Origin of the sequence: Sphingomonas vulcanisoli, from assembly GCF_011761305.1 — a bacterium.
Classification (GTDB): Bacteria; Pseudomonadota; Alphaproteobacteria; order Sphingomonadales; family Sphingomonadaceae; genus Sphingomonas_I; species Sphingomonas_I vulcanisoli.
The window spans coordinates 228,093-250,897 of record NZ_JAAOZC010000001.1; the positions used below are offsets into that span (position 1 = coordinate 228,093).

Below are 22,805 nucleotides of genomic sequence, written 5' to 3' on the forward strand. Positions count from 1 at the left end.
AGGTGCTTATCGACGCAGTCGATGATAGCGTGGCGCCGATGACCGCGATCGACCCCCCTGCCGTTGCGTCCGCGATCGTTTCCGCGACGGTTCCCGATTGGTCGCGCGAGGCGGTCGGCCTGTTCGAATGGCAACCGTCGCGCAAGCTGTTGAAAACGATCCGCGACTATCAGCGGGTCGCCGGGCGTCGTGCGCTTCACACGCAGCTCTACAGAAAATGGGCGGTGCTCCGCTATCGCTTCTGGTCGGTGGTGACGGGCGCGGACATCCCGCTCAAAACGCGAATCGGCGGCGGGCTGCTGATGCCGCATCCCAACGGGATCGTGATCCACCCCGATGTCGTGATCGGCCCCAACTGTCTGCTGATGCAGCAGGTGACATTGGGCTTCCGCGGCGAGGGGGTGCCGCGGCTGGGCGGCCATGTCGATGTCGGCACGGGCGCCAAGCTGCTCGGCAAGATCACGCTGGGCGATGATGCCGTGGTCGGAGCCTGCGCGCTGGTCATCGCTGACGTTGCGCCGGGCACGACGGTTTTCGGCGTGCCTGCGAAGCCGGCTTCGCAGGCGGTTGAATTAGCGGAACGGCCAGCGGCGCCGGTCAGCGCCGGCTAGATCAGCCCTGGCGCGCCTTGAAGCGGCGGTTGGTCTTGTTGATGACGTAGGTGCGGCCGCGGCGGCGAATCACGCGGTTGTCCCGATGCCGGTCCTTGAGCGACTTCAACGAATTGCGAATCTTCATGGCCGGTAACGCCTGCCTTCAAATCTTTAGGTTTTAATGAGCCGTGGCCGTTACGGATCGGCGTCGCCCAAGTCAAGCAAGAGATGGCTTGCATCCAAGAGCTGGATGGGGCGTTGCCGAAATAAGTAAGTTTCTGGGAGCGAGAGAATGAAGAACGGGTTCCTGATCGCCGGCGCGCTGGCCGCGCTGACTTTGGCGGGCTGCACCACCACGCCGGAAACGCACGTCACGCGCTTTCATCTCGATCAGCGCGTAGCAACGGGCCAGATCGCGGTCGAACCGATCCGGCCTGCTGACAAGGGCAGTCTCGAATTCCAGACTTATGCTTCTATCGTCGGCGCCGAACTCGCGCGGCTGGGCTTCAGCGAGGCGCCGGGCCTTGCGACTTCGGAGCAGGTCGCCGCGATCGTCGTCGAGCGGGGATCGCGAGAGGGGCTTGCGCGTAGCGCGCCGGTCACGGTTGGTATAGGCGGTGGCAATTACGGCTGGCACGGCGGCGTCGGCGGCGGGATTTCCTTCCCGATCGGGCACGCGAAGAGCGATGAAATCGTCATGACCCGGCTAATCGTCCAGATAAAACGGCGCTCGGACGCCTCCGTGGTGTGGGAAGGCCGCGCCGAAACCGCCGCGCGGGCCGGGTCGCCCGAAGCCGATCCCACCGCGACGGTAAGGCGGCTTGCCACCGCGCTGTTCAAGGACTTCCCGGGCGCATCGGGGCAAACCGTGACCGTAAAATGACGGTACGGATTTCGGCAAGATTCGACACGGGTAATATCCGTGTCGTCGGCGTCGATGGCGCGCAGGCCCGGCTAGAGATCGTCCCCGATCACCGGTCCGATTTCTACCAATGGTTCTACTTCCGCGTCACCGGCGCCAAGGGGCAGGCGCTCCAGCTGGATATCGTGAATGGCGCGAATGCGGCCTATCCCGGCGGCTGGCCGGGATATAGGGCGCGGGTTTCGGACGACCGAATCGCCTGGCGCCAGGCCGAAACGCATTATGCCGACGGCGTCCTTTCGATCCGGCATCAGGCGGCCAGCGACACGCTCTGGTTCGCCTATTTCGCGCCTTATTCGATGGAGCGGCATCACGATCTGATCGCGCGCACGGCCGCACAGCCGGGCGTCAGTTACCGATCGCTCGGCCAGACGCTCGATGGGCAGGAGATGGATTATCTATCGCTGGGCGAGGGAAGCAAGCAGGTGTGGCTCTATGCCCGCCAGCATCCCGGCGAGACGATGGCCGAATGGTGGATGGAGGGCGCGCTCGCCCGCCTGACCGACCTCCACGATCCCGCCGCGCGCGTCCTGCGCCGGGAGGCGACGTTTCACATCATCGCTAACATGAACCCCGACGGCTCCCGCCGCGGCCACCTGCGCACCAATGCCGCCGGCGTGAACCTCAACCGCGAATGGCACGAACCGACGCCCGAGCGCAGCCCCGAGGTGCTTGCGGTGCGCAACCGCATGGACGAGACCGGCGTCAGCTTCGCAATGGACATCCACGGCGACGAGGCGATCCCCTATGTCTTCCTGGCGGGGTTCGAGGGCATTCCCAATTGGACCGACCGGCAGGGCGAACTCTTCGGTCTGTACGCCGAAACGCTCGCCGCGCGTTCACCCGATTTCCAGCGGAAGCATGGTTATGCAAAGGCCAGCCCCGGCACCGCCAACCTCACCATGTCCACCAACCAGCTCGCGAATCGCTTCGGCGCGGTGGCGATGACGCTGGAAATGCCGTTCAAGGACAATGACGACCTGCCCGATCCCGAATTTGGCTGGTCGGCGGAGCGATCGATGCGGCTGGGCGCCGACTGCATCGGCGCGCTGCATCAGGTGATCGATAGGCTTTAGGCTGCGCGTAGCGGTAGCGACCCGGTCTCCAAGGTTGAGAGATCCAGGGTCTGCGATGCCCGATCGATGTCCAGTCCCACGATTGTGCCATCGGAAGCGAAATCCGCATTGAGGCCGTCAGCGATCTCGCGCGTCTCGGCGCCGGCATCGGGCTTGAGCTCGATATAGAGGCTGTCCGTTTCGGGATAGTAGTGCAGTTTCATAACCGGACTTTCTAGATCCTCCCCGATACGGGGAGGTGGCATCGCGTAGCGATGACGGAGGGGGCTCTCGATCAAGCGCAGCGCATAGCGGTGAGCCCCCTCCACCATGCTGCGCATGGTCCCCCTCCCCGTGCCGGGGAGGATATTACGCCGCCACTTTCTCGCGCTCCTTCAGCTCCTGATTGAGCATTTCGGCCAGTAGGAAGGCCAGCTCGATGCTCTGACCCGCGTTCAGGCGCGGATCGCAGTGCGTGTGGTAGCGGTCTGCCAGACCCTGCTCGGTCACCGCGATCGCGCCGCCCGTGCATTCGGTCACGTTCTGGCCAGTCATTTCGGCATGGATGCCGCCGCCGTGCGTGCCCTCGGCGCGATGGACGGCGAAGAAGCCGCGTACTTCGTCCAGAATGCGGTCGAAGGGGCGCGTCTTGTAGCCGTTCGAGGCCTTGATGACGTTGCCGTGCATCGGATCGCAGCTCCACACCACCGGCCGCCCTTCGCGTTTCACCGCGCGGACGAGCTTGGGCAGGTGCGCCTCGATCTTGTCGTGGCCATAGCGGGTGATCAAAGTGATCCGCCCCGGCGTCCGCGCGGGATCGAGCGTATCGAGCATCCGCAGCAGCGCATCGGGCTCCAGGCTCGGCCCGCACTTGAGGCCGATCGGATTGCCGACGCCGCGCAGATATTCGACGTGCGCCGAACCTTCGAAGCGGGTGCGATCGCCGATCCAGAGCATGTGGGCTGAGGTGTCGTACCAGTCACCAGTCAGCGAATCCTGCCGGGTGAGCGCCTGCTCGTATTGCAGCAGCAGCGCCTCATGGCTGGTGTAGAAGCTGGTGCCCTGCAGCTGCGGCACAGTCTCCGGGCTGATCCCGCAGGCGGCCATGAAGGCGAGCGCATCGCCGATGCGGTCGGCGATCTGCTGATAGTGCGAAGCCCAAGGGCTGCGGCCCATGAAATCCAGCGTCCAGCGATGGACCTGCTGGAGATTGGCATAGCCGCCATGGCTGAAGGCGCGGAGCAGGTTCAGCGTCGCCGCGGACTGGCTGTAGGATTTGACCATCCGCTGCGGATCGGGCGCGCGGCCTTCCGGCGTGAAAGCGATATCGTTGACGTTGTCGCCGCGATAGCTCGGCAGCTCGACGCCATCGATCGTCTCGGTCGGCGCCGAGCGCGGCTTGGCGAACTGCCCCGCCATGCGGCCAACCTTCACGATCGGCAGCTTCGACGAATACGTGAGGATCACCGCCATCTGGAGCAGCACGCGAAACGTGTCGCGGATGTTGTTCGGGTGGAATTCGGCGAAGCTTTCGGCGCAATCGCCACCCTGGAGCAGGAACGCCTTGCCCGCTGCGACCTGGGCAAGATCGGCGGTCAGCGCGCGCGCTTCGCCGGCGAACACCAGCGGCGGATAATGGCCAAGCTCCGCCTCTGCCGCGGCCAAAGCCTGCGGATCGGGATAATCGGGCAGCTGTCGTGCCTCGTAGCGGCGCCAGCTTTCGGGCGTCCAGTTCGTCGCCATTGTCGTCCTTTCAAGGGCGCGGCCCTTACGGGAAACGGGGCGGGGAGGGAAGCCGCTTCACTTGTTCGCCGGCCACAGCCGCGTGCTGATCGAGAACAGGATGCGCGTGTCGCCGCGCCGCACGGCATAAGGCGCGGCCTTGAGCGGCAGCGCCAGCGAAAGATCGGCGCGCGCCCGCGTGCCCAGCGCCGCGCGCAGGCCACCACCGATCGAGATCAGCGTGCCGCCGACATCGCCGGGCGAGCTTTCCCCCCGCGTCCAGGCATGGACGGCATCGAGGAAGGTGAAAGGCTGAAACGAAAAGCCTTTCGCCCCGAGGCGGCCGTAGCGTAGCTCGGTTGCGAGGCCGACGCCGCTGTCGCCGATCGCCGCGCCGGGATCATAGCCCCGGCCGATGGTGTAAGCGCCGCCCGAGAATTGCTCGTAGCCGAGCAACGGCGCGAAGGCATATTGCGCGCGTGGGGCGAGCGCGATCGAGAAGGGGCCTGCGATCCGCGCCTCGGCATTGCCGCTGAACCGGATCAGCGCCGCCTGCGGATCGGCCTCCAGGCGGCTGATCGTGGGGAAATACACACAGTCCGGGAAATAGGGGGCATCCCCGCAACCCTTGCTGGCGCCCAGCGCGCTCAGCCCCTTGCGGAATTCCAACGTGCCGTTGGCGCGCCAACGTGCCTGATGATCCGCGGTCGTCACGTCGCCGCCGCCGAATTCCAGCGTGGCGAAGGCGGTGCGCAGGCGATCGCGGGTCAGCACGAAATCGCCGACGCGCAGATCCTGATCGATGATGTCGATCCCTCCGCTCGCCGCCAGATCGAAGTTTTGCGATCGGATGAAGGGGTAGCGGGCGAGCGCCGAGCCGACGGTCGTATGGCTCTTGTAATTGATTCCGCTTTCGGATTCGGTGCGGATCCAGGCATCGGTGAAGCGCGCCCCGATGCTGAGCCCCTGATGCCCGACGCGCAGATCATAGGCCGATTGCACGACGATCTGGCGGCGCGGATGCGTGCTGGTGAAGACGCCCGCCGAAAGCTGATCGCCCGCTGCGATCACGCCTGCCGCCTGCGCCGCTGCGAGCACGCCCCAGCGGCCGGTATCGCGGCTGCCGTAGTTCTGGATGCCCGCCTGCAACTGCAGCGCGCGCGGTACGACGACGACATCGGCCGTCACCTCGCCGGGATGCTCGGCGGGGATGAGCGTGATCGTGATATCCATGCCCGGCAGATCGCGGGCGAGCAGCAGCGTGCGTTCGGCATAGCGCGTGTTGAAGGGCTCCGCCCGCACCAGGCCGCGCAGATAGGCCTCGATCAGTCGCTGCCGGCGTCCCGTGACGCCGCGCACCTGGAAGCCGACGAGATGCGCCATCAGCACCTGGAAATGGACGGTCCCCCCGTTGGTCAGCCGCTGCGGCGGGATTTCGAGGGCGGCGATATAGCCACGTGTGGCGAGGATGGCGGTGGCGGCATCGCGAATCGTGCAGAGATCGCTGGGCGCGACCGGATGGCCGATCCGCGCACGATAGGCGGGGGCGAGCGTGTCGGGCGACAGCGCCTCGAGGCCATCGAAGCTTACGCCGCCCAGCAGCGTCGATCCGTTCTCCTGTTCGGCAAGTGGGCAAGGGGCGGCGGCAGGGCCCTTCACGGTCAGGCGCGAGGTTGGCGCATGAGTCTCGGCCGCGCCGCGCTGCACCTCTTCGCGGGTCGGCGGCGTGAAGGCCGCGGGCGGAGCTGCGGCGGCGAGGGAGGAAAGCGCGAGCGCGGCAGCCGCGAACAGTCCGGCAATCAACCGCATCGCGCTCCCCCTCAGGCCCGCGCACCATCGCACCGGCTTCCCCTCGGAGCCTCGCTCAAATATCGCTCCTCCACCAGCGTAAAGGGAGGGTGGCGAGCGCAAGATGAACGATGTTGCGCTTCAGGCCGTGCTGGCGGGCATTGTTGGGGCGGTGGTCGGCAGCTTTCTGGCGACGCTGGCGATCCGCTGGCCCGCGGGGCGATCGATCGCGCGGGGCCGGTCGGCCTGCGACGGTTGCGGGCTTGTGCTGGCACCAGGGCGATTGGTGCCGCTGGTCAGCTACGCGGGTACGCGCGGGCGGTGTTCCGCCTGTGGCGCGGCGATCGATTGGCGGCATCCCGCGATGGAAGTGGCCTGCGCGGCGATCGGCGGGATCGCGCTATGGATCGCGCCCGGGCCGGCGGGGTGGCTAGGGGCGCTGTTCGGCTGGGCGCTGGGAGTGCTGGCTTTGCTCGATGCCGATCATTTCTGGCTGCCCGATGTGCTGACCTTGCCGCTGCTTGCGGGCGGGCTCGTCGTGGGTGTGCCGCCGTTCGGCGCTCGGCTGATCGGGGCGGCGGCGGGGTGGGCGGTGCTGGCTTTGCTGGCCTATCTCTATCGCCGCGCGCGGGGGCGGATCGGGCTGGGGCAGGGGGATGCCAAGCTGCTGGGCGCTATCGGGGCGTGGCTTGGCTGGGCGGTGTTGCCTTGGGTGGTGCTGGGAGCGTGCGCGATCGGGATCGCGTGGGCGCTGGTCCGGGGAATGCGGCGCGACGATCGCTTGCCGTTTGGAGCCTTGCTGGCCGGCGCGGCTTGGGCGGGTTGGGTGTTGCTCCAACTTTATTAAATCCGTTCGCCCTGAGCTTGTCGAAGGGCTGCTCTTCGTCGCCCGCAAAGAACAACAGTGCTTCGACAGGCTCAACACGAACGGACGTCAACCCACCCGGTTTTTCACAAGATCGTCCACGACTGCCGGATCGGCCAGTGTACTCGTATCCCCCAGGCTCGCCACGTCTCCCTCAGCGACCTTGCGCAGGATCCGCCGCATGATCTTGCCGCTACGGGTTTTGGGGAGGCCCGGCGCGAACTGGATGGCATCGGGGGTGGCGATCGGGCCGATCTCGGTGCGCACCCAATCGCGCAGCTCCTTGCGCAGCGCGTCGCTCGATTCCTCGCCCGCGTTGAGGGTGACATAGGCGTAGATGCCCTGGCCCTTGATATCGTGGGGGAAGCCGACAACCGCCGCCTCGGCGACCTTGGCGTGGAGGACGAGCGCGCTCTCCACTTCGGCGGTGCCCATGCGGTGTCCGGAGACGTTGATCACGTCATCCACCCGGCCCGTGATCCACCAATAGCCGTCCGCATCACGCCGTGCGCCGTCGCCGGTGGTGTAAACGCCAACGTAGGTGGTGAAGTAGGTCTGGAAGAAGCGTTCGGGATCGCCCCAAACGCCGCGCATCTGCCCCGGCCAGCTTCTGGCGATTACCAGATTGCCGCTCGCCGGCCCTTCGAGTGCTGCACCCTTTTCGTCGAGCAATTTGGGCTCGATCCCGAAGAAGGGTTTGGTAGCCGATCCGGGTTTCAGCGGGGTGGCGCCCGGCAATGGCGTGATCATGTGGCCGCCGGTCTCGGTCTGCCACCAGGTATCGACGATCGGGCAGCGGCCTTCGCCGACGATCTCATGATACCAGCGCCACGCTTCGGGATTGATCGGCTCGCCGACCGTTCCGAGCAATTTCAGGGATGTGCGGCTGGTCTTTGCGACGAAGCCGTCGCCGTCCTTCATCAGCGCGCGCAGCGCGGTCGGGGCGGTGTAGAGGATTTCGACCTGATGGCGATCGACCACCTGCCAGATGCGGCTGGCGTCCGGCCAGTTGGGAACGCCCTCGTACATCAGCGTGGTGCCGCCATTGGCGAGCGGCCCGTAGACGATATAGCTGTGCCCCGTGACCCAGCCGATATCGGCCGCGCACCAATAGACCTGGCCGGGCCGGTAATCGAACACCGTCTCATGCGTCAGCGCCGCCCACAGCAAATAGCCGCCGCTGGTGTGCATCACGCCCTTGGGTTTGCCGGTCGATCCGCTGGTATAGAGGATGAACAGCGGATCTTCGGCGGACATCGGCTCGGTGGGGCATTTCGCCGGAGCCGCCGCCATTACGGTGGCGTAATCCACGTCCCGTCCCGGCTTCATGGTCACCGTGCCGCCCGTTGCCGCGACGACGATCACCGTCTCGACGATCCCGGCCAGATCGCACGCCGCATCGACATTGGCCTTGAGCGGCACGGTCTTGCCGCCGCGCCGGCCCTCGTCGGCGGTAATGACGATCTTGGACCCGCAATCCTCGATCCTGCCCGCCAGCGCATCGGGCGAGAAGCCGCCGAACACCACTGAGTGCACTGCGCCAATTCGCGCGCAGGCGAGCAGCGCCACCGCGGCCTCGGGGATCATCGGCAGGTAGACGGTGACGCGATCGCCTTTCTTTACGCCCTGCGCCTTGAGGACATTGGCGAGGCGGCAGACCTGCTCGTACAGTTCGAGATAGGTGATAATGCGCGGCGTGTCCGTGGGATCGTCGGGCTCCCAGACAATCGCCGGCGCGGCGCCACGGCTGGCGAGGTGGCGATCGAGGCAATTGGCGGCGACGTTCAGCCGCCCGTCCGCGAACCATTTGATACCGAAATCGGCCTGCAAGAAGCTGCTTTCGTCCGCCCTGCTCGGGAAGGCTAGCCAGTCGAGCCGCTTGGCCTGCTCCAGCCAAAAGGCCTCGGAATCGTCGATCGATTGTCGATAGAGCCGATCATAGCCCGCGGCATCCACCTTGGCATTCTCAGCCCATTCCGCCGGGACCGGATAGATATCCTCGCTCATCCTCTCAGGCCTCTTTCTCATTGGCATAGCGCCGCGCCAGGAAGGCACAGGCCATCAGCTGCATCTGGTGGAATAGCATGATCGGCAGCAGGATCACGCCCACTTCCGGACCCGGAAACAGCACGCGCGCCATTGGCACGCCCTGCACCAGGCTCTTCTTGGTGCCACAGAACAGGATGGTGATGCGATCCTCGCGGTCGAAGCCCAGCAGGCGACCGATGCCGAAGGTCATGCCCAGCGCAATGGCGAGCAGCACGACGTTGACCGCGAGCAAAACGGCCAAGCTGGCGGGCGCCAGTTGGTGCCACAGCCCCTCCAGCACCGCCGCGGAAAAAGCACTGTAGACGGCGATGAGGATGGTCGAGCGATCGGTATAGCCGATGATCGGCTTATACCGCTCCACGAAGCCCCTGATCCATGGCCGCAGCAGATGGCCGGCGGCGAAGGGCAAGAAGATTTCAAGCGCGACTTTGCCGACGCCGGACGCGCCGCCTCCACCGCCATGCGTCCCCGCCAAGACCCCCATAAGCACGGGCGTGACGAAGATGCCGAGCAGCTGGCTGGCCGAAGCCGACGCAATCGCTGCCGGCACGTTGCCGCGGGCGATCGATACGAAGGCGACAGCCGATTGTACGGTGGACGGCAAAGCGCAGACGAACAGCACCCCGATCCACAGATCCTTTGGCATCAATCCGGGCGCCAGACGTTCGCCGATGATGCCGACGATCGGAAACAGGATGAAGGTGATGACGAGGATCGTCAGATGCAGCCGCCAGCTTGCGAGGCCGGCGACCACCTCCTCGCGCGCCAGCTTGGCGCCGTGGAAGAAGAACAGCGCCACCACCGTCGCGATCGAAAGCCAGCCGACAACCACCGCGAAGCCGCCGCGCGCGGGCAGGAAGGTCGCCAGCAGCACCGTGCCGACGAGCCAGAGCAGGAAGGGATCGGGGATCAGCCGTTTCAGCATCTTGCCGCCTTTGGCAGCGGATGCGGCGCAGGCCAACCGCCTTGCGCGGGACATCGGCGATGGGTTCGAACGCGGCAAGCCTGGAACTGACGTAGGTTAATCCCGTTATGCGCGCACAAGTTTATGATGTTGGAGAAGTAGGATGCGTATCGCACGTCTGGCGCAGGGCGCCGCACTTTCAGGCCTGATCGCGCTGGCCACCACGGCCGCTTATGCTGAAGGCAAGGGCGATCGCGCCCAGCAGGCGATTGCTGCTGCGCAGGGCAAGATCGAGGCTGCGGGCCATGTCGCCACCCTAGGGGAGTCGGCGCATATCCGCGCCGATGCCACCGCCGCGCTGAACATGGCGCGCGAGGATGCCTCCGCCGGCCATAAGGAACGCGCCATCCAGGAGGCAATCCACGCGGGGGAGCTGGCCGATCACGCTTTGGCCGAAGCCAATCAGGCGCAGCAGGCCGCTAACGGCGCCAATGCCGCCGCTGCGCAGGATGCGCAGGCCCAGGCCGCCGATGCCAACGCCCGTGCGGCCGAAGCCACCGCCCGTGCCGATGCCGCGCAGCAAGCGGCTCAGTCGGCAGCGGCCGATGCCGCCGCTGCCCGTGCTCAGCCGCCGGTGGTCGTAGCCCAGGCGCCTACCGCAACGCAGGTGACGACCGAAACGACCAAGAGCTCGACCGCGACGCCTGCGCGCACACATGTCGTAAAGAAGGTCGTCAAGGTGCCGGCCCGCTCGGCGACCACCGAGAAGACCACGACGACGGTTTCGACTACGCCGCAATAAGCGATCGTACATCGCAACAAAGGGCGCCGTTCGAGAGGACGGCGCCCTTTTCTTATCCTCCCCCTGGCGGGGGAGGATTTGGATTGGGTGACGCCCGCCCGCCGCTCTGCTAACCGCCGCGGCAATCATGGCATCCTCCGCACCATTTCCGCGCCGCACCTTCGCGATCATCTCCCACCCCGACGCCGGCAAGACCACGCTGACCGAAAAGCTCCTGCTGTTTGGCGGCGCGATCCATGCCGCGGGCGAGGTGCGCGCACGGGGGCAGGCGCGGCGTGCGCGATCGGACTGGATGAAGATCGAGCAACAGCGCGGCATCTCGGTCACATCGTCCGTGATGACATTCGAACGGGACGGCATCACGTTCAACCTGCTCGATACGCCCGGCCACGAAGACTTCTCGGAAGACACCTACCGGACGCTGACCGCGGTCGACTCGGCGGTGATGGTGATCGACGCGGCGCGCGGCATCGAGGCGCAGACGCGCAAATTGTTTGAGGTCTGTCGGCTGCGCAACGTGCCGATCATCACCTTTGTCAACAAGGTCGATCGCGAGGGGCGCGAAGTATTCGCTCTGCTCGACGAGATCGCCGATGCGCTGGCGCTCGACGTCTGCCCGATGATGTGGCCGGTGGGCATGGGCGGCGAGTTCGAGGGCATCTATGACCTTGCCCGCGACAAACTTTATCTGCCGGCCGACGATGCCACTGGCGCCTATGAAGGCAGGCAGGAAACTGTCTCCGGCCTCGATGATGCCAAGCTGGAGTCGATCCTCACCGAACGCGGCCTCGGAAAGCTGCGCGAGGAGGCGGAGCTGGGGCAGGCGGGCTATGCCGCGTTCGATGAGACCGCCTATCGCGCGGGCGATCTGACGCCGGTCTATTTCGGATCGGCGCTCAAGGACTTCGGCGTCGAGCAACTGATCGATGCGCTCGCCGATTTCGCGCCGTCCCCGCGCCCCCAGCCTGCCGAGCCACGCGAGGTTAATCCTGACGAATCAAGTGTCTCCGGCTTCATCTTCAAAGTTCAGGCGAACATGAACCCGCAGCACCGCGATCGCATCGCCTTCATGCGGCTGTGCGCGGGCCGCTTCCGGCGCGGCATGAAGCTCGCCCAGATCGGCACCGGCAAGACCATCGCGGTTCACTCGCCTTTGCTGTTCATGGCGCGCGACCGCGAACTTGCCGACGAGGCCTTTCCCGGCGACATCATCGGCATCCCGAACCATGGAACACTGCGCGTCGGCGACACTTTGACCGAGGGCGAGGAGCTGCGCTTCACCGGGCTGCCGAACTTCGCGCCCGAAATCCTGCGCCGCATCCGCCTCGCCGACCCCACCAAGACCAAGCAGCTGCGCAACGCGCTCAACGATATGGCGGAGGAGGGGATCATGCAGGTTTTCCACCCCGCCATCGGCTCCAACTGGATTGTTGGCGTCGTCGGCCAGCTCCAGCTCGAAGTGCTGATCTCGCGCCTCCAGGCCGAGTATAAGGTCGATGCCGGGTTCGAGGCCTCCCCGTGGGAAACTGCGCGCTGGGTCTCGGCGGGGGAGCCCAAGCTCCTCGATGGCTTCATCGCCGATCACCGCGCCGCCATGGCCGAAGACCGCGACGGCGCCCCCGTGTTCATGGCCAAGGACAATTGGGAGCTGAGCTACGTCCAGCAACGCAATCCGGAGCTGCGCTTCGCGGCGACCAAAGACCGGCGCTAAAGCGACCCCCCGCTTCTTCCGCTTGCCCTGAGCCTGTCGAAGGGCCGTCCTTCTTGTGCACCCGATCAAGGACGGTGCTTCGACAAGCTCAGCACAAACGGTGGTTAACAAAAGTGCCGATCAGCGCTTGAGCACGCTGCGAAACACCGCATCCGTGCCGTCCACCTGGTGCGGCGGCAGGCCGATCAGGTCGCGTAGCAGCGGCTCGACAGCGACATTGTCGAAGATCGGCAGGGTGCGGCCGGCGCGGAACGCCGGGCCGTTGGCGATGAACAGCGCGCGCATCTCGGGCGCCTGATTGTCATAGCCGTGCGCGCCGGGTTCGAGGCCGTCCTTGGGCGCCTCGCTGGCGATCGTCCAGCCGATATCGGCCAGGCAGACGTAGGACGCAATGCGCGGGTTGGTGCCGTAGCGGAAGCGGACGGGCATCTCCGCCTTGCGCCAGCATTGGACATGATCGTGGTGCGCCAGCAGCGCGCGCTCCAGCGCCGCCTCACGGCCCGGCACCGCGTACAAGGTGGCGATCGGCTCCTTTTCCACCGCGCGGAAATCGGCGGGATCGGCGAGGGCGCTGGTCAGGATCAGGCCGTCGGGCCGCACCGCCGCCATGCCGTGATCGGCCACGATCACCAGATTGGCGGGCTGGCGGAGCGCGGCTAGACCGTCGATCAGTCCGCCGATCGTCCGGTCGATGTCGACCAGCGCCGCGTTCAGCTCCGGCGAATCCGGTCCGTGATGGTGGCCGGCGGTATCGATCGTATCGAAATAGAGCGTGATGAAGCGCGGCCGGATCGCCCCCGGACGCCGCAGCCAATCCATCACGGCCTGCACGCGCTGCGGCCCCTTCACCTCGGCATTGAACTGCATCCAGTCGGCCGGGCGCGTGCCGCCGATGATCAATTTATCATGCGCGATCGTCCGCTTGAACCCGCCGACCTGCACGTTCGATCCCGGCCAGAACATCGTCGCGGTGCGGACGCCGGCCTTTTCGGCGTCGGCCCAGATCGGCATTGCCGCGTTCCACCAGAAGGGATCGTCGCTCTTCATATCGAACTGCTCGCCCGGGCGCGCCGGGTCCTCCATCTTGTTGGCGACGATGCCGTGGTGATCGGGAACGAGGCCGGTGACGAGCGTCCAGTGGTTGGGAAAAGTGATGCTCGGGAAGGAGGGACGCATCGCGGCGCGCACGCCGTTCGCCGCCAGCGCGTGGAGGCGCGGCGTCAGCCCGCGATCGAGATAATCGGCGCGGAAGCCGTCGATCGAGACGAGGATCGTCACCGGTGCGCGCCTTTCGGCCAGTGCCGGCGTGGCGAGCAGCAGGAGCAGGGCGAATCGAAGGAAACTGAGCATCGCGCCATAGTGGCGAAGCAATGTGACAGGCGAAAGAGTGCTGCGAGCGGGAATCGACGGAGGCGAAACGGAGAACATGAGAAAAAAGCCCATAAATCTGCCGTATTAGGAGGGCCTTAACCAAAGGCGCGGCAGAAACTTTGATCAGGCCGCCAGAGCTGTGGAGAGTCACTAGCCAGGAGAACCCCTCATGCAGGACCGCGTGCTTGATCTCGCTTATGAAGTCTCCCGGATTACCGAGGAGAAAGTGGGCGTCATCGAACAGGTGATGCGGCAGACCGGCATCCTGGCGATCAATGCGCGCCTGGAAGCGGCGCGTGCGGGCAGCGCGGGCAGCGCCTTTTCGATCGTCGCGCAGGAGGTCGGCAGCGTTGCGCAGGCGATCCGCAACGTCTCGGCCGATCTTCGCGCCGCCATTGCCGGCAACGTCGCGCTGCTGGAAAGCGCGGGCGAGCGTATGCGGGTCGAGATGCGCGGCGCGCGCTTCACCGATCTTGCGCGCAACGCTATCGAGATCATCGACCGCAACCTTTATGAACGCTCCTGCGACGTGCGCTGGTGGGCGACGGACAGTGCCGTGGTCGACGTCCTCGCCTATGACACGCCCGAAGCGCGCGATTTCGCAACGCGGCGGCTGGCGACGATCCTGCGGTCCTACACCGTTTACCTCGATCTATGGGTGGCGGATGCGGCGGGGCGGGTCGTCGCCAACGGGCGACCGGAACGGTATCCGCATGTCATCGGCAGCGATGTTTCGGGCACGACGTGGTTCCGCGAGGCGATGCGCACCCACAGCGGCGAAGACTTCCACGTCTGCGACATCGAAGCCGCCGCCGCACTGTTCGGCGCGCCCGTCGCCACCTACTCCACCGCGGTCCGGCGCGGCGGGGAGACGCAGGGCGAGCGGCTCGGTGCGCTCGGTATCTTTTTCGATTGGGAGCCGCAGGCTACCGCGATCGTCTCCGGTGTCCGGCAATCGGGCGAGGAGCCGGGCGCCTGCGTGATGATGCTCGATCAAGACATGCGCGTCATTGCGGCAAGCAATCCAGAGCGGCGCGACACCCGCTTTTCACTGCGGATCGATCATCCCGAGCGCGGTTATTATGTCAGCGGCGATCGGCTGATCGCCTACGCGCTGACGCCCGGATATGAAACCTACCGGGGTCTCGGCTGGTACGGCTGCATCGATGCGCCGCTGGCGCCTTCCAACTGAGCGCAACAGAGCGTTCGATTGGGCTTCAGACTCAAAGGTCGCGGTTCGGCCGCTCAATCGTAGCGATACGGATTTCTGTCGATCGTCGTCGTCCCGCGGGTTTGATTGCAGAGAAAGACCGTGCCCGTATAATATATTCCGGGCTTGGTGATGGTCTTGGCGAATTCGTAAGACGAGCGGAGCTGCTCCACGGTCATCTGTACGGGTGCCTCGTCGGGCTGGTAAGTCATCCCATAGGCATAGTCTTGGCCATCCTTGCTCATCTCGACATGACAACCCATGACATGGCTGACCGGATGCGTGTCGCAGAAGCGGATCAGGCGCGTCATGCTATCGAACCAGGGCTGCCAGAAGCTGATGTAGCATCGTCCCCGATAGAACATGTCGCCGGTGAAGAGGATCTGCGTGTAGCTGTCGTAATAGGCGAATTCGGCGATGACGTGGCCCGGTGATCCCCAGATCAAGATCTCCCGCCCGCCTAGATCAAGCGCGACCTGCTGCTCGGGGAAGTTGGTCATTCCCCAGAAACCGAACATCTCTTCCTGGGTCAGGCCCATGTACCGCGTGTTGGGGCGATCCGCGAACTGGTTGGTGGCGGCATAATGATCGGAATGCAGGTGGGTGAAGGCGACGAGCAGCTCCATGCTCGCCGGATCGCGGCCGTTGCGCGCGCACCATTCATCGATGCATTTATCGACCACGCCGCGAAAATCCCAATCGGTGCGTAGCTGCACGAAGCCTTCATCGAGCAGCAGGATGCGGTCGTTGCCAAAATAGAGCGGGGCGAACGGCGCCTCGTAGCTATACGCCTTGTTCTGGCGCAGAATCGCCGTGTGGGCATTGTACCAGTGGACGTGAACCGGCGGATCGGTGTTGTCCATGCAGGAGGGCGAGCCGCAAATCCACTTTTCGGGGAAGCTGCCCGGCGCGGGCAGATGGCTCTTGAAATCGATCGGCGCCGGATCAGGAGCCAGCGTGGCGGCATTGGCCAGCCCCGCGATCGTGTTCGCCAGCCCTACGGTCGTGGCTGCGGCGGCGGGGTAGGAGAGGAAGGTGCGACGGTTCATGATATTACCTCGTCGGTCGATCGTCAGAACGGGCGCGGCGGAGTGATGTTCGGGACTCCGGCGGGCCAGACCAGGGTCTTCTGATCGGGGCTGACGCCGTTGAAGAGCACGAAATCGGGCCGGATCAGCACCATCTCTTTGCCCTGCACCTCCCTGCCGTACTGGATCAGCTCATCGATGATCGATGGCTCCAGCTCGAGCACGCGCTCGTAGGGTTTGTAGGTGTAGAAGCGCGGATAATATTTGCCGGGGGCGAACATCATCTCGATGTGGCCGCCGAGGATATATTTGACGTTGTTCGCCGCGACGAACGTCTTCAGCCGCTCCAGTGAGACGACGAAATCGCGATCGTTGCCGATGTTGATCCGGCCCGGGAAGATGAAATCGCCGGTGAACAGCAGATCGCAATAGGGATCGTAGAAACTGACCCCGTCCTTGTGCGTGCCGGGCGTGGGAATGACGGAGATGATCCGGTCGCCCAGGTCGATTGTCCCGGTGCCGGAAGGCCAGCGACCGCTGAGGCCATAGAATCGCTTCATCACTTCCAGCGGCTTGGGGACGATGGTCGTGTCCGGGCGGCCTGCAAATTGCGCGAGGCCCTGGTTCTGCGCGATATCCTCGCCCGAGGTGAGCGCGATCGTCAGCGGTACCGTCTTGCGCCCGCGGACCTTGGCCCAGCGGGCGATAATCGCGTCCACCGTCTCGCGCAGGGGATAATAGAGGCGCTCGGCATTGGCGCCGGTATCGATCAGCAGCGCGCCTTTGTTGCCGAACAGCAGATAGGTGAATGGCGCTTCCCAGTGCACGCACATATTCTGGCGCAGCACCACCGTATCCTCATTATACTGCATCACCTGAATGCGCGGATCGCGGTTCTTCGCCGCGATGTTGGATCCGTACATCCAACGGAAGGCGAGCTTGCCGGGCGCGGGACCATCGCAGACGTAGACATGGTCCACAGGTTTGGAGCGATGGAGTGGAACGGCACTGTCGGTATTGCGGGCGCCGGGGAGATTGTAAGGCACATCGGGATTGCCGTTGGGATAGGCACCGCTCGGCGAGTTGGGAATTCCCGAAAGGGTGGGGTTGTAAGTCGGCTTCTGATCCATGAAATCCCCACGCTGCAGGCGCCTTCCCCTAGACGCGCATCTCCCGAGAGCGAGCGGCTGTGCAGCGCTCTGCCCAAGAGTTGTCAGCTATGGATATCGTCCCGCCCGTCCGGGATAATAAGTCGAAGCACGTAGACTGGCGGCAGGATTAGGGATCACCGAAGCGTCGGTGCGCATCGCAAAAAAGCCCCGCCAGCATGCCGACGGGGCTCTTCAGGATCAGCCGAATTGCGGCTAGATTTAATTCAGCGCGGCACCGACATTCGAACGCAGATCGGCGGCGCTGGCCGTGCGCTGCTCGATGCGGCTGCGGATATCTGCGACGACATCCTGACGGCAGGATCGGGCCTGGTCTTCCATATCGAGATGGATCGTCGCAACGCGATCGCCGCATACGGCGCGCGCGGCCTGATCGATGCGTATGGCCAGCCGCTGCTGCCCGTCGACCGAGGCCAGATCGAGGCCTTTGAGATCCAAAACCACCTTTTCGGCGGCAAGCGGGTTATGCTCCGACGCGAAAGCGGGGGCGGTAAGTGCAAGCGCGGCCAGAGCCGCAAAGCCGATCTTCATCCTGTTCTCTCCTACATATTTTCACTGCCCTTCTGAGAGGGCTGGCCATAAAATAGGCACGATCGGCCTTCCCACAAGTATTATAGGCCGATTTCCCGTGATTTTCGGCCGCCTCGTACGCCAAATCCTGGCGGATATCGGCCCCAACTTTCGAGTCAGTGTGGCAGTGCCGCCACAGTTGCGGCAGGCTTACGTCAAACGCCCCATGTCGCACCGACCCCGGATGACAACATCATGACACAATAATGCGACGTGGAATCCTTCCAACTTCGCAATCTCAGCGCCGATAGAGCGCAACCTGGGGCGGCCCTGAACGAACGGCTTAAGACCGAAGGGGGACTTTACGTGGCACGACAGATTTTGAAGCCGGCGTTATTGAGCGCGACCATGCTGATGGGGATTGCGTCGCCTGCTCTTGCGGACGCGGCTCCGGCGACATCGGACACGGACAGCAATAACGAGATCGTCGTAACCGGCAGCCGCCGCGCCACGACGCTGCAGAACGCGCCGATCAACATCAGCGCGGTCGGCGCCGAAGCACTCGCCAAGACGCGCGTGGACGATGTTCGCGGGTTGGGTGCTTTCGCGCCCGGTCTGACGGTGATCGATACCGGCCCCTCGTCGACCGGCAACATCATCATGCGCGGCATCTCGTCCAGCGACACCTCGGTCGGCGGCGCGAACGCCAACAGCGCAGTCGGCGTTTATCTTGGCGAGGTTCCGCTCTATTTGGACTTCAAGCTGATCGATATTCAGCGGGTCGAAGTGCTGCAGGGGCCGCAGGGTACGCTTTACGGGCTCGGCACGCTGTCCGGCGCGGTGCGTTACATCCCCAACCGGCCCGACACGAGCCACTTCACGGTGGATGTCCACGCGCGCGGCTACGCCGAATCGCACAGCGATGATTTCGGCGGGCAGGGCGATGTCGCGATCAACGTGCCGATCATCAAGGATCATGTCGCGTTCCGCACCGCCACCGGCTATTATGACAATGCCGGCTTCATTGATTACAATTATGTGCTGAAGCAGCCGGGCGTGTCCAATCCGCAGCAGGTGCGTGGTACAGCCGCGCAAGCTCGTCTAGGTACTGGCGTGTTCCAGAACGCAAATTTCGTGCAGCATCCTGACGAGAATTTCGAGCATACGTTCACGACCCGCAACCAGCTTTTGCTCGAAGCCAATCCCAACATCAAAGCCTATCTCACCTACGCGCATCAGCAGACCAAGACCGGCGGAAGCCAGTCTAACGGCGCCGGCGTGTTGGGGACGGGGCGGTATGAATCGCCCAAGCGCTATCTGGAGCCGGTCAACCGCCGCTCCGATCTGTTCGCCGGCGAGCTGAACATCAACCTGTTCGATATCGCTCAGCTGGTCAGCACGACGGCTTACACAAAGCAAAAGCTGAAAGGCAGTTCGGACAACACCGATTTGTTGCTGGACCTTGATTACGGTTACGAAGCTTTCCCAAACTTCTCTTCCTATAATACGCGGACGAGCGAATATAAGCAGCTCAACCAGGAACTTCGCTTGGTCTCCTCGCATGGCGGGCCGTTCAACTGGGTGCTGGGCGGCTTCTACAACCGCTTGAAATATGACAGCAATTACGCAGAATATGTCCCGGGCTACGCCGCCTATTTCAACATCCCGCGGCCTGACGACTTGGAGTATATCTCTTTCGTCAACACCAAGACTGTTGAGAAAGCGGTTTATGGCGAAGGTACGCTGCACCTCACCAAGGCTTGGCAGGTCACGGGCGGCATCCGCTACTATAAGTATGATGCGAGCGCGACCGGCGGCACCGAAACCCCGCTCACCGGCGGCGGCATCCGGCGCACGCCTTATCCGCTGATCCAATATGCTCCCAGCCGTGTCCGATCGGGCAGCACCGGTGCCGATGGCGTCGTGTGGAAGGCGAATACCTCCTACAAGTTCAGCGATAACGTCCTGGCCTACTTCACCTACAGCACCGGCTATCGCACGGGTAACGTCAATCGCGTCGCGCCCTGCGTGCTGCCGCTGCCGCCCGGCCAGAACATCTGCGCGCTGCCGAACGAGCTATCCTATGGCCCCGATCGGACACGCAACATGGAGCTGGGTATCCGCATCTCGGCGCTCGATCACCGCCTGCAGTTCACGCTTGATGGTTTCAAGATCAATTGGGCCGGAATCCAGGTGCCGAGCCAGACCGTGAACGGCGCGACCGGCATTACGGTCAACGGCGGCACCGCGGTTTCGCAAGGCGGGGAATTCTCCGGCACGTTCAAGGTTACGCCGCAGTTCATCGTCCAGGGCACCTATTCCTATACGGATGCCCATCTGACGCAGGACGTGGCCGGCCTGGTGGTAAGCCAGGGCGTGCGGTATGCGGCTTATTCGGGCGATCGCCTGCCCGGCTCGACCAAGAATTCGGGCACGTTGCAGGGCACCTATACCTATCCCCTGGGCAAGAGCCGCGATATCGAAGCGAACTGGACGGCGGTCTACACCGGCAGCATCTATTCGCGCGTCGGCCTGCGTGGCTTTGGCGAGCGGATTCCCGGTTACGTCACGCATCGGGCGTCGGTCACCTATCACGCGCCGAGCTTCGATGTCGGTGTGTTCGCGGACAATATCTTCGACAAATATGCGATCACTTCGATCAGCAACGACGTCAGCTCATACAATCAGGTGCGGACGGGCGTGGTCGAACGCTACTACCAGACCGGCGTGCTCACACCGCGGCGCGTCGGTATCGACGTTCGCTTCCACTATTGAGCGTCAAGGGAGGGGGCTCGCCAAGCCCCCTCCCGCGCGTTGCGCCGTTTGACGATATGGTCCAGAGCCCTGCTGGAATCCGCAGGAGCTGAGGCTTGGTCGATCGCGCGGCCCTTCCCGACAAGACGTTTGCGAGCCGTGTCGATTGGAACCTGTTGCGGACGTTCGTCGAGATCGTGCGCGCAGGCGGCGTCGGGGCCGCCGCCCGCAAGCTGAACAAGCAGCAGCCGAGTGTCAGCGCGGCGCTTCGGCGGCTGGAAGAGCAGGTCGGCGTCCAGCTGCTGCATCGTTCGTCCACGGGCGTAGCGATGACGGCTGCGGGCAAGGCGCTGATGGCGTTGTGCGAGGAGATGCTGGAGGCGGCACGGATGGTGCCGCATCAGATCGCACAGGCGACCAAGCGGGTCGAAGGTGTGGTCCGCATCCAGCTGATTTCGGCGGTCGTATCGCCGGAATTCGACGAGGCCATCGCGAGCTTTCACCGCCGCAATCCCAACATTCAGATCGATCTGCGCGTTTCGCCCTGGCGTGCTGTGCTGGCGGCGCTGGAAAGTGGCGAGGCCGAGATCGGGGTCGGCTATGACGGCAGCGCGCGCAGCGGGCTGGTCTATGAGCCGCTGTTTGTCGAGCGCCAGCAGCTCTATTGCTGCCGAAGCCATCCGCGCTTCGGCCATCGCGTCAATCGCATGGGCGAACTCAAGGACGAGAATTTCGTCCTGACGGGCGAAGACGAACTCGAGGTTATTACCCGTCTGCGCGGGCGTTACGGTCTCGGATCGAAGGTCAATGGCTTGACCGAGGACGTCAACGAAGCGCTGCGGCTGATCTCGCTCGGCGTCGGTATCGGCTTTCTGCCCGTACTGGCCGCTGCCCAGGCTGTCTCGACCGGCCGGCTGTGGCCGTTGCTGCACACCGATCTCGAGCCGTCCTATGATATTTTCTTGCTCGCCCGCGCCGAGCACTCTCGAGACACCGCGACCCAGCTTTTCCTCGATGAGGTCACCCGCCGCGTCCGCAGCCAGCGGAAGGCATAGTTTTTATCTATGGCTTTCATTGCCATTTTGTCACTTTATCGATGATCGCCTGATCGGCAGGATCATGGGCAAGGGAGTTCACCATGCTTTACAGCTTGCGGGCGGTCCAAATGGGGCATGAAGCAATCAATGAGACCGCCGCATGAGGCGGGCATTCTGGCTTCGCGCGACGGCCATGGTAGCCCTCGTGGCGCTTGGCGGCTGCAGCAAGCCCAGCGGCGCTCCGGCCGCCGAAGCCGCGAAGAAGGATTTCACGATCGGCTGGTCGATCTACACCGGCTGGATGCCGTGGCCCTATGCGCAGCAGGCGGGCATCGTGAAGAAATGGGCCGACAAATACGGCATCAATATCCGCCTCGTTCAGGTCAATGACTATGTCGAATCCGTCAATCAATATGCCGCCGGGAAGCTCGATGGCGTGGTGGCAACCACGATGGACGCGCTCACCATTCCGGCGGCCGGCGGGCGCGATACCACCGTCCTACTGATCGGCGATTATTCCGACGGTAACGACGGCATCGTTTTGAAGAACGGCCATTCGATGGCCGATATCAAGGGCCGATCGGTCAATCTCGTCGAGCTTTCGGTTTCGCACTTCCTGCTTGCGCGTGGGCTGGAACTCAACGGCCTCAAGCTCTCTGATGTGAAGACGATCAATACCGGCGACGCCGATATCGTCGGCGCGTTCGCCTCGCCTAACGTCACGGCGGTGGCGACCTGGAACCCGCAGCTTTCGACGATCAAGGCGACGCCCGGGGCGACCGAAGTGTTCGATAGCTCGAAGATCCCGAACGAGATCCTCGATACGATGAACGTCAGCACGGAGACGCTCAAAGCGAACCCGAACCTCGGCAAGGCCCTGGCCGGGATCTGGTATGAGACGATGGCGTTGATGAGCCGGAATGATGCCGCCGGCAAAGCGGCGCGTGCGGCGATGGCCAAGGCGGCGGGCACCACCGAAGAAAGCTTCGAGGCGCAGCTCAAGACCACGCACATGTATGCGCAGGCGAAGGACGCGGCGGCTTATGCTGAAAATCCCGACCTGATCCAGGTGACGGACCGGGTGCGCCAATTCAGCTTCGCGCATGGCCTGTTTGGGCCGACCGCCAAATCGGTCGATGCGATCGGGATCACGTTTGCCGGGAATAAGACCTTGGGAGACGTCAAGAATGTGAAGCTCAGGTTCGACCCGAGCTTCATGAAGATGGCGGCGGACGGCAAGCTCTAGCCCGCCACGAACGACAGGCTGGAGGAACAGGGCCGGCGCGGCTGCGCGGGCGATGGATGAACTGTGCTC

The 22,805-nt window shown here is 64.2% G+C and carries 20 protein-coding genes; 10 read left to right on the forward strand and 10 right to left on the reverse strand.

Annotation, left to right across the window (positions count from 1 at the left end):
* Nucleotides 1-2: 2 nt before the first annotated feature.
* Nucleotides 3-611: a serine acetyltransferase gene (locus FHS31_RS01170; protein WP_208408481.1), complete on the forward strand. Its 609-nt coding sequence runs from the start codon at nt 3-5 to the stop codon at nt 609-611.
* A gap of 1 nt (nt 612) precedes the next feature.
* Here the strand turns inward: FHS31_RS01170 and ykgO are convergent, their stop codons facing one another.
* Nucleotides 613-738 (reverse strand): type B 50S ribosomal protein L36, encoded by a 126-nt coding sequence (ykgO, locus tag FHS31_RS01175; RefSeq protein ID WP_003046794.1) that lies wholly within the window; start codon nt 736-738, stop codon nt 613-615.
* 147 nt (nt 739-885) lie between these two features.
* Between ykgO and FHS31_RS01180 the strand changes: the two genes are divergently transcribed.
* Nucleotides 886-1,476, forward strand: coding sequence for a DUF4136 domain-containing protein (locus FHS31_RS01180; RefSeq protein ID WP_167071215.1), 591 nt, complete (start codon nt 886-888; stop codon nt 1,474-1,476).
* Nucleotides 1,473-2,591 carry a M14 family metallopeptidase gene (locus FHS31_RS01185; RefSeq protein ID WP_167071217.1) on the forward strand — a complete coding sequence of 373 codons (1,119 nt, stop codon included), beginning with the start codon at nt 1,473-1,475 and terminating at the stop codon, nt 2,589-2,591. The genes FHS31_RS01180 and FHS31_RS01185 overlap by 4 nt, the downstream gene beginning before the upstream one ends.
* On the opposite strand, the gene FHS31_RS01190 is transcribed toward FHS31_RS01185, so the two are convergent.
* The 3 genes from FHS31_RS01190 to FHS31_RS01200 all read right to left on the reverse strand — a co-directional run bounded on the left by FHS31_RS01190 (nt 2,588) and on the right by FHS31_RS01200 (nt 6,101).
* The gene (locus FHS31_RS01190) at nt 2,588-2,794 is read right to left on the reverse strand and encodes a DUF2283 domain-containing protein (RefSeq protein WP_167071219.1); all 207 of its coding nucleotides are present in this window, start codon (nt 2,792-2,794) and stop codon (nt 2,588-2,590) included. The two genes, FHS31_RS01185 and FHS31_RS01190, sit on opposite strands and share 4 nt — an antisense overlap.
* Before the next feature lie 145 nt (nt 2,795-2,939).
* Nucleotides 2,940-4,313, reverse strand: coding sequence for a class II 3-deoxy-7-phosphoheptulonate synthase (locus FHS31_RS01195; RefSeq protein WP_167071221.1), 1,374 nt, complete (start codon nt 4,311-4,313; stop codon nt 2,940-2,942).
* Between the two features lie 57 nt (nt 4,314-4,370).
* Nucleotides 4,371-6,101, reverse strand: coding sequence for a ShlB/FhaC/HecB family hemolysin secretion/activation protein (locus tag FHS31_RS01200; RefSeq protein WP_167071223.1), 1,731 nt, complete (start codon nt 6,099-6,101; stop codon nt 4,371-4,373).
* A 103-nt stretch (nt 6,102-6,204) separates the two neighbouring features.
* Here FHS31_RS01200 and FHS31_RS01205 point away from each other — a divergent pair, with 103 nt between their 5' ends.
* Nucleotides 6,205-6,927 (forward strand): prepilin peptidase, encoded by a 723-nt coding sequence (locus FHS31_RS01205; protein WP_167071225.1) that lies wholly within the window; start codon nt 6,205-6,207, stop codon nt 6,925-6,927.
* Between the two features lie 87 nt (nt 6,928-7,014).
* Here FHS31_RS01205 and acs read toward each other — a convergent pair whose 3' ends face one another.
* A complete protein-coding gene (gene acs / locus FHS31_RS01210) occupies nt 7,015-8,952 on the reverse strand; it encodes an acetate--CoA ligase (protein ID WP_167071227.1) in 1,938 nt (645 codons plus the stop codon).
* A 4-nt stretch (nt 8,953-8,956) separates the two neighbouring features.
* Complete coding sequence (locus FHS31_RS01215; RefSeq protein ID WP_167071229.1) at nt 8,957-9,919, reverse strand: bile acid:sodium symporter family protein; 963 nt, start codon at nt 9,917-9,919, stop codon at nt 8,957-8,959.
* 142 nt (nt 9,920-10,061) lie between these two features.
* On the opposite strand from FHS31_RS01215, the gene FHS31_RS01220 reads away from it, so the two are divergent.
* Both FHS31_RS01220 and FHS31_RS01225 read left to right on the forward strand, forming a co-directional pair.
* A complete protein-coding gene (locus tag FHS31_RS01220) occupies nt 10,062-10,700 on the forward strand; it encodes a hypothetical protein (RefSeq protein ID WP_167071231.1) in 639 nt (212 codons plus the stop codon).
* A gap of 127 nt (nt 10,701-10,827) precedes the next feature.
* Complete coding sequence (locus FHS31_RS01225; RefSeq protein WP_167071233.1) at nt 10,828-12,411, forward strand: peptide chain release factor 3; 1,584 nt, start codon at nt 10,828-10,830, stop codon at nt 12,409-12,411.
* 120 nt (nt 12,412-12,531) lie between these two features.
* Here the strand turns inward: FHS31_RS01225 and FHS31_RS01230 are convergent, their stop codons facing one another.
* The gene (locus FHS31_RS01230) at nt 12,532-13,761 is read right to left on the reverse strand and encodes an alkaline phosphatase family protein (RefSeq protein ID WP_243843194.1); all 1,230 of its coding nucleotides are present in this window, start codon (nt 13,759-13,761) and stop codon (nt 12,532-12,534) included.
* 190 nt (nt 13,762-13,951) lie between these two features.
* On the opposite strand from FHS31_RS01230, the gene FHS31_RS16555 reads away from it, so the two are divergent.
* The gene (locus tag FHS31_RS16555; protein ID WP_167071237.1) at nt 13,952-14,974 is read left to right on the forward strand and encodes a cache domain-containing protein; all 1,023 of its coding nucleotides are present in this window, start codon (nt 13,952-13,954) and stop codon (nt 14,972-14,974) included.
* Between the two features lie 53 nt (nt 14,975-15,027).
* On the opposite strand, the gene FHS31_RS01240 is transcribed toward FHS31_RS16555, so the two are convergent.
* The 3 genes from FHS31_RS01240 to FHS31_RS01250 form a co-directional block, all read right to left on the reverse strand.
* Nucleotides 15,028-16,041 (reverse strand): MBL fold metallo-hydrolase, encoded by a 1,014-nt coding sequence (locus FHS31_RS01240; protein WP_167071239.1) that lies wholly within the window; start codon nt 16,039-16,041, stop codon nt 15,028-15,030.
* A 23-nt stretch (nt 16,042-16,064) separates the two neighbouring features.
* Nucleotides 16,065-17,150 (reverse strand): MBL fold metallo-hydrolase, encoded by a 1,086-nt coding sequence (locus FHS31_RS01245; protein ID WP_167071241.1) that lies wholly within the window; start codon nt 17,148-17,150, stop codon nt 16,065-16,067.
* Nucleotides 17,151-17,390: 240 nt separating this feature from the next.
* Entirely contained in the window at nt 17,391-17,720 is a 330-nt protein-coding gene (locus FHS31_RS01250) for a UrcA family protein (protein ID WP_167071243.1), read from the reverse strand.
* A gap of 393 nt (nt 17,721-18,113) precedes the next feature.
* Here FHS31_RS01250 and FHS31_RS01255 point away from each other — a divergent pair, with 393 nt between their 5' ends.
* The 3 genes from FHS31_RS01255 to FHS31_RS01265 all read left to right on the forward strand — a co-directional run bounded on the left by FHS31_RS01255 (nt 18,114) and on the right by FHS31_RS01265 (nt 22,736).
* Nucleotides 18,114-20,474: a TonB-dependent receptor gene (locus FHS31_RS01255; RefSeq protein WP_243843234.1), complete on the forward strand. Its 2,361-nt coding sequence runs from the start codon at nt 18,114-18,116 to the stop codon at nt 20,472-20,474.
* A gap of 95 nt (nt 20,475-20,569) precedes the next feature.
* A complete protein-coding gene (locus FHS31_RS01260) occupies nt 20,570-21,508 on the forward strand; it encodes a LysR family transcriptional regulator (RefSeq protein ID WP_167071245.1) in 939 nt (312 codons plus the stop codon).
* A gap of 142 nt (nt 21,509-21,650) precedes the next feature.
* Nucleotides 21,651-22,736, forward strand: a complete 1,086-nt coding sequence (locus FHS31_RS01265) for a putative urea ABC transporter substrate-binding protein (protein WP_208408482.1) — start codon at nt 21,651-21,653, stop codon at nt 22,734-22,736.
* Nucleotides 22,737-22,805 lie beyond the last annotated feature (69 nt).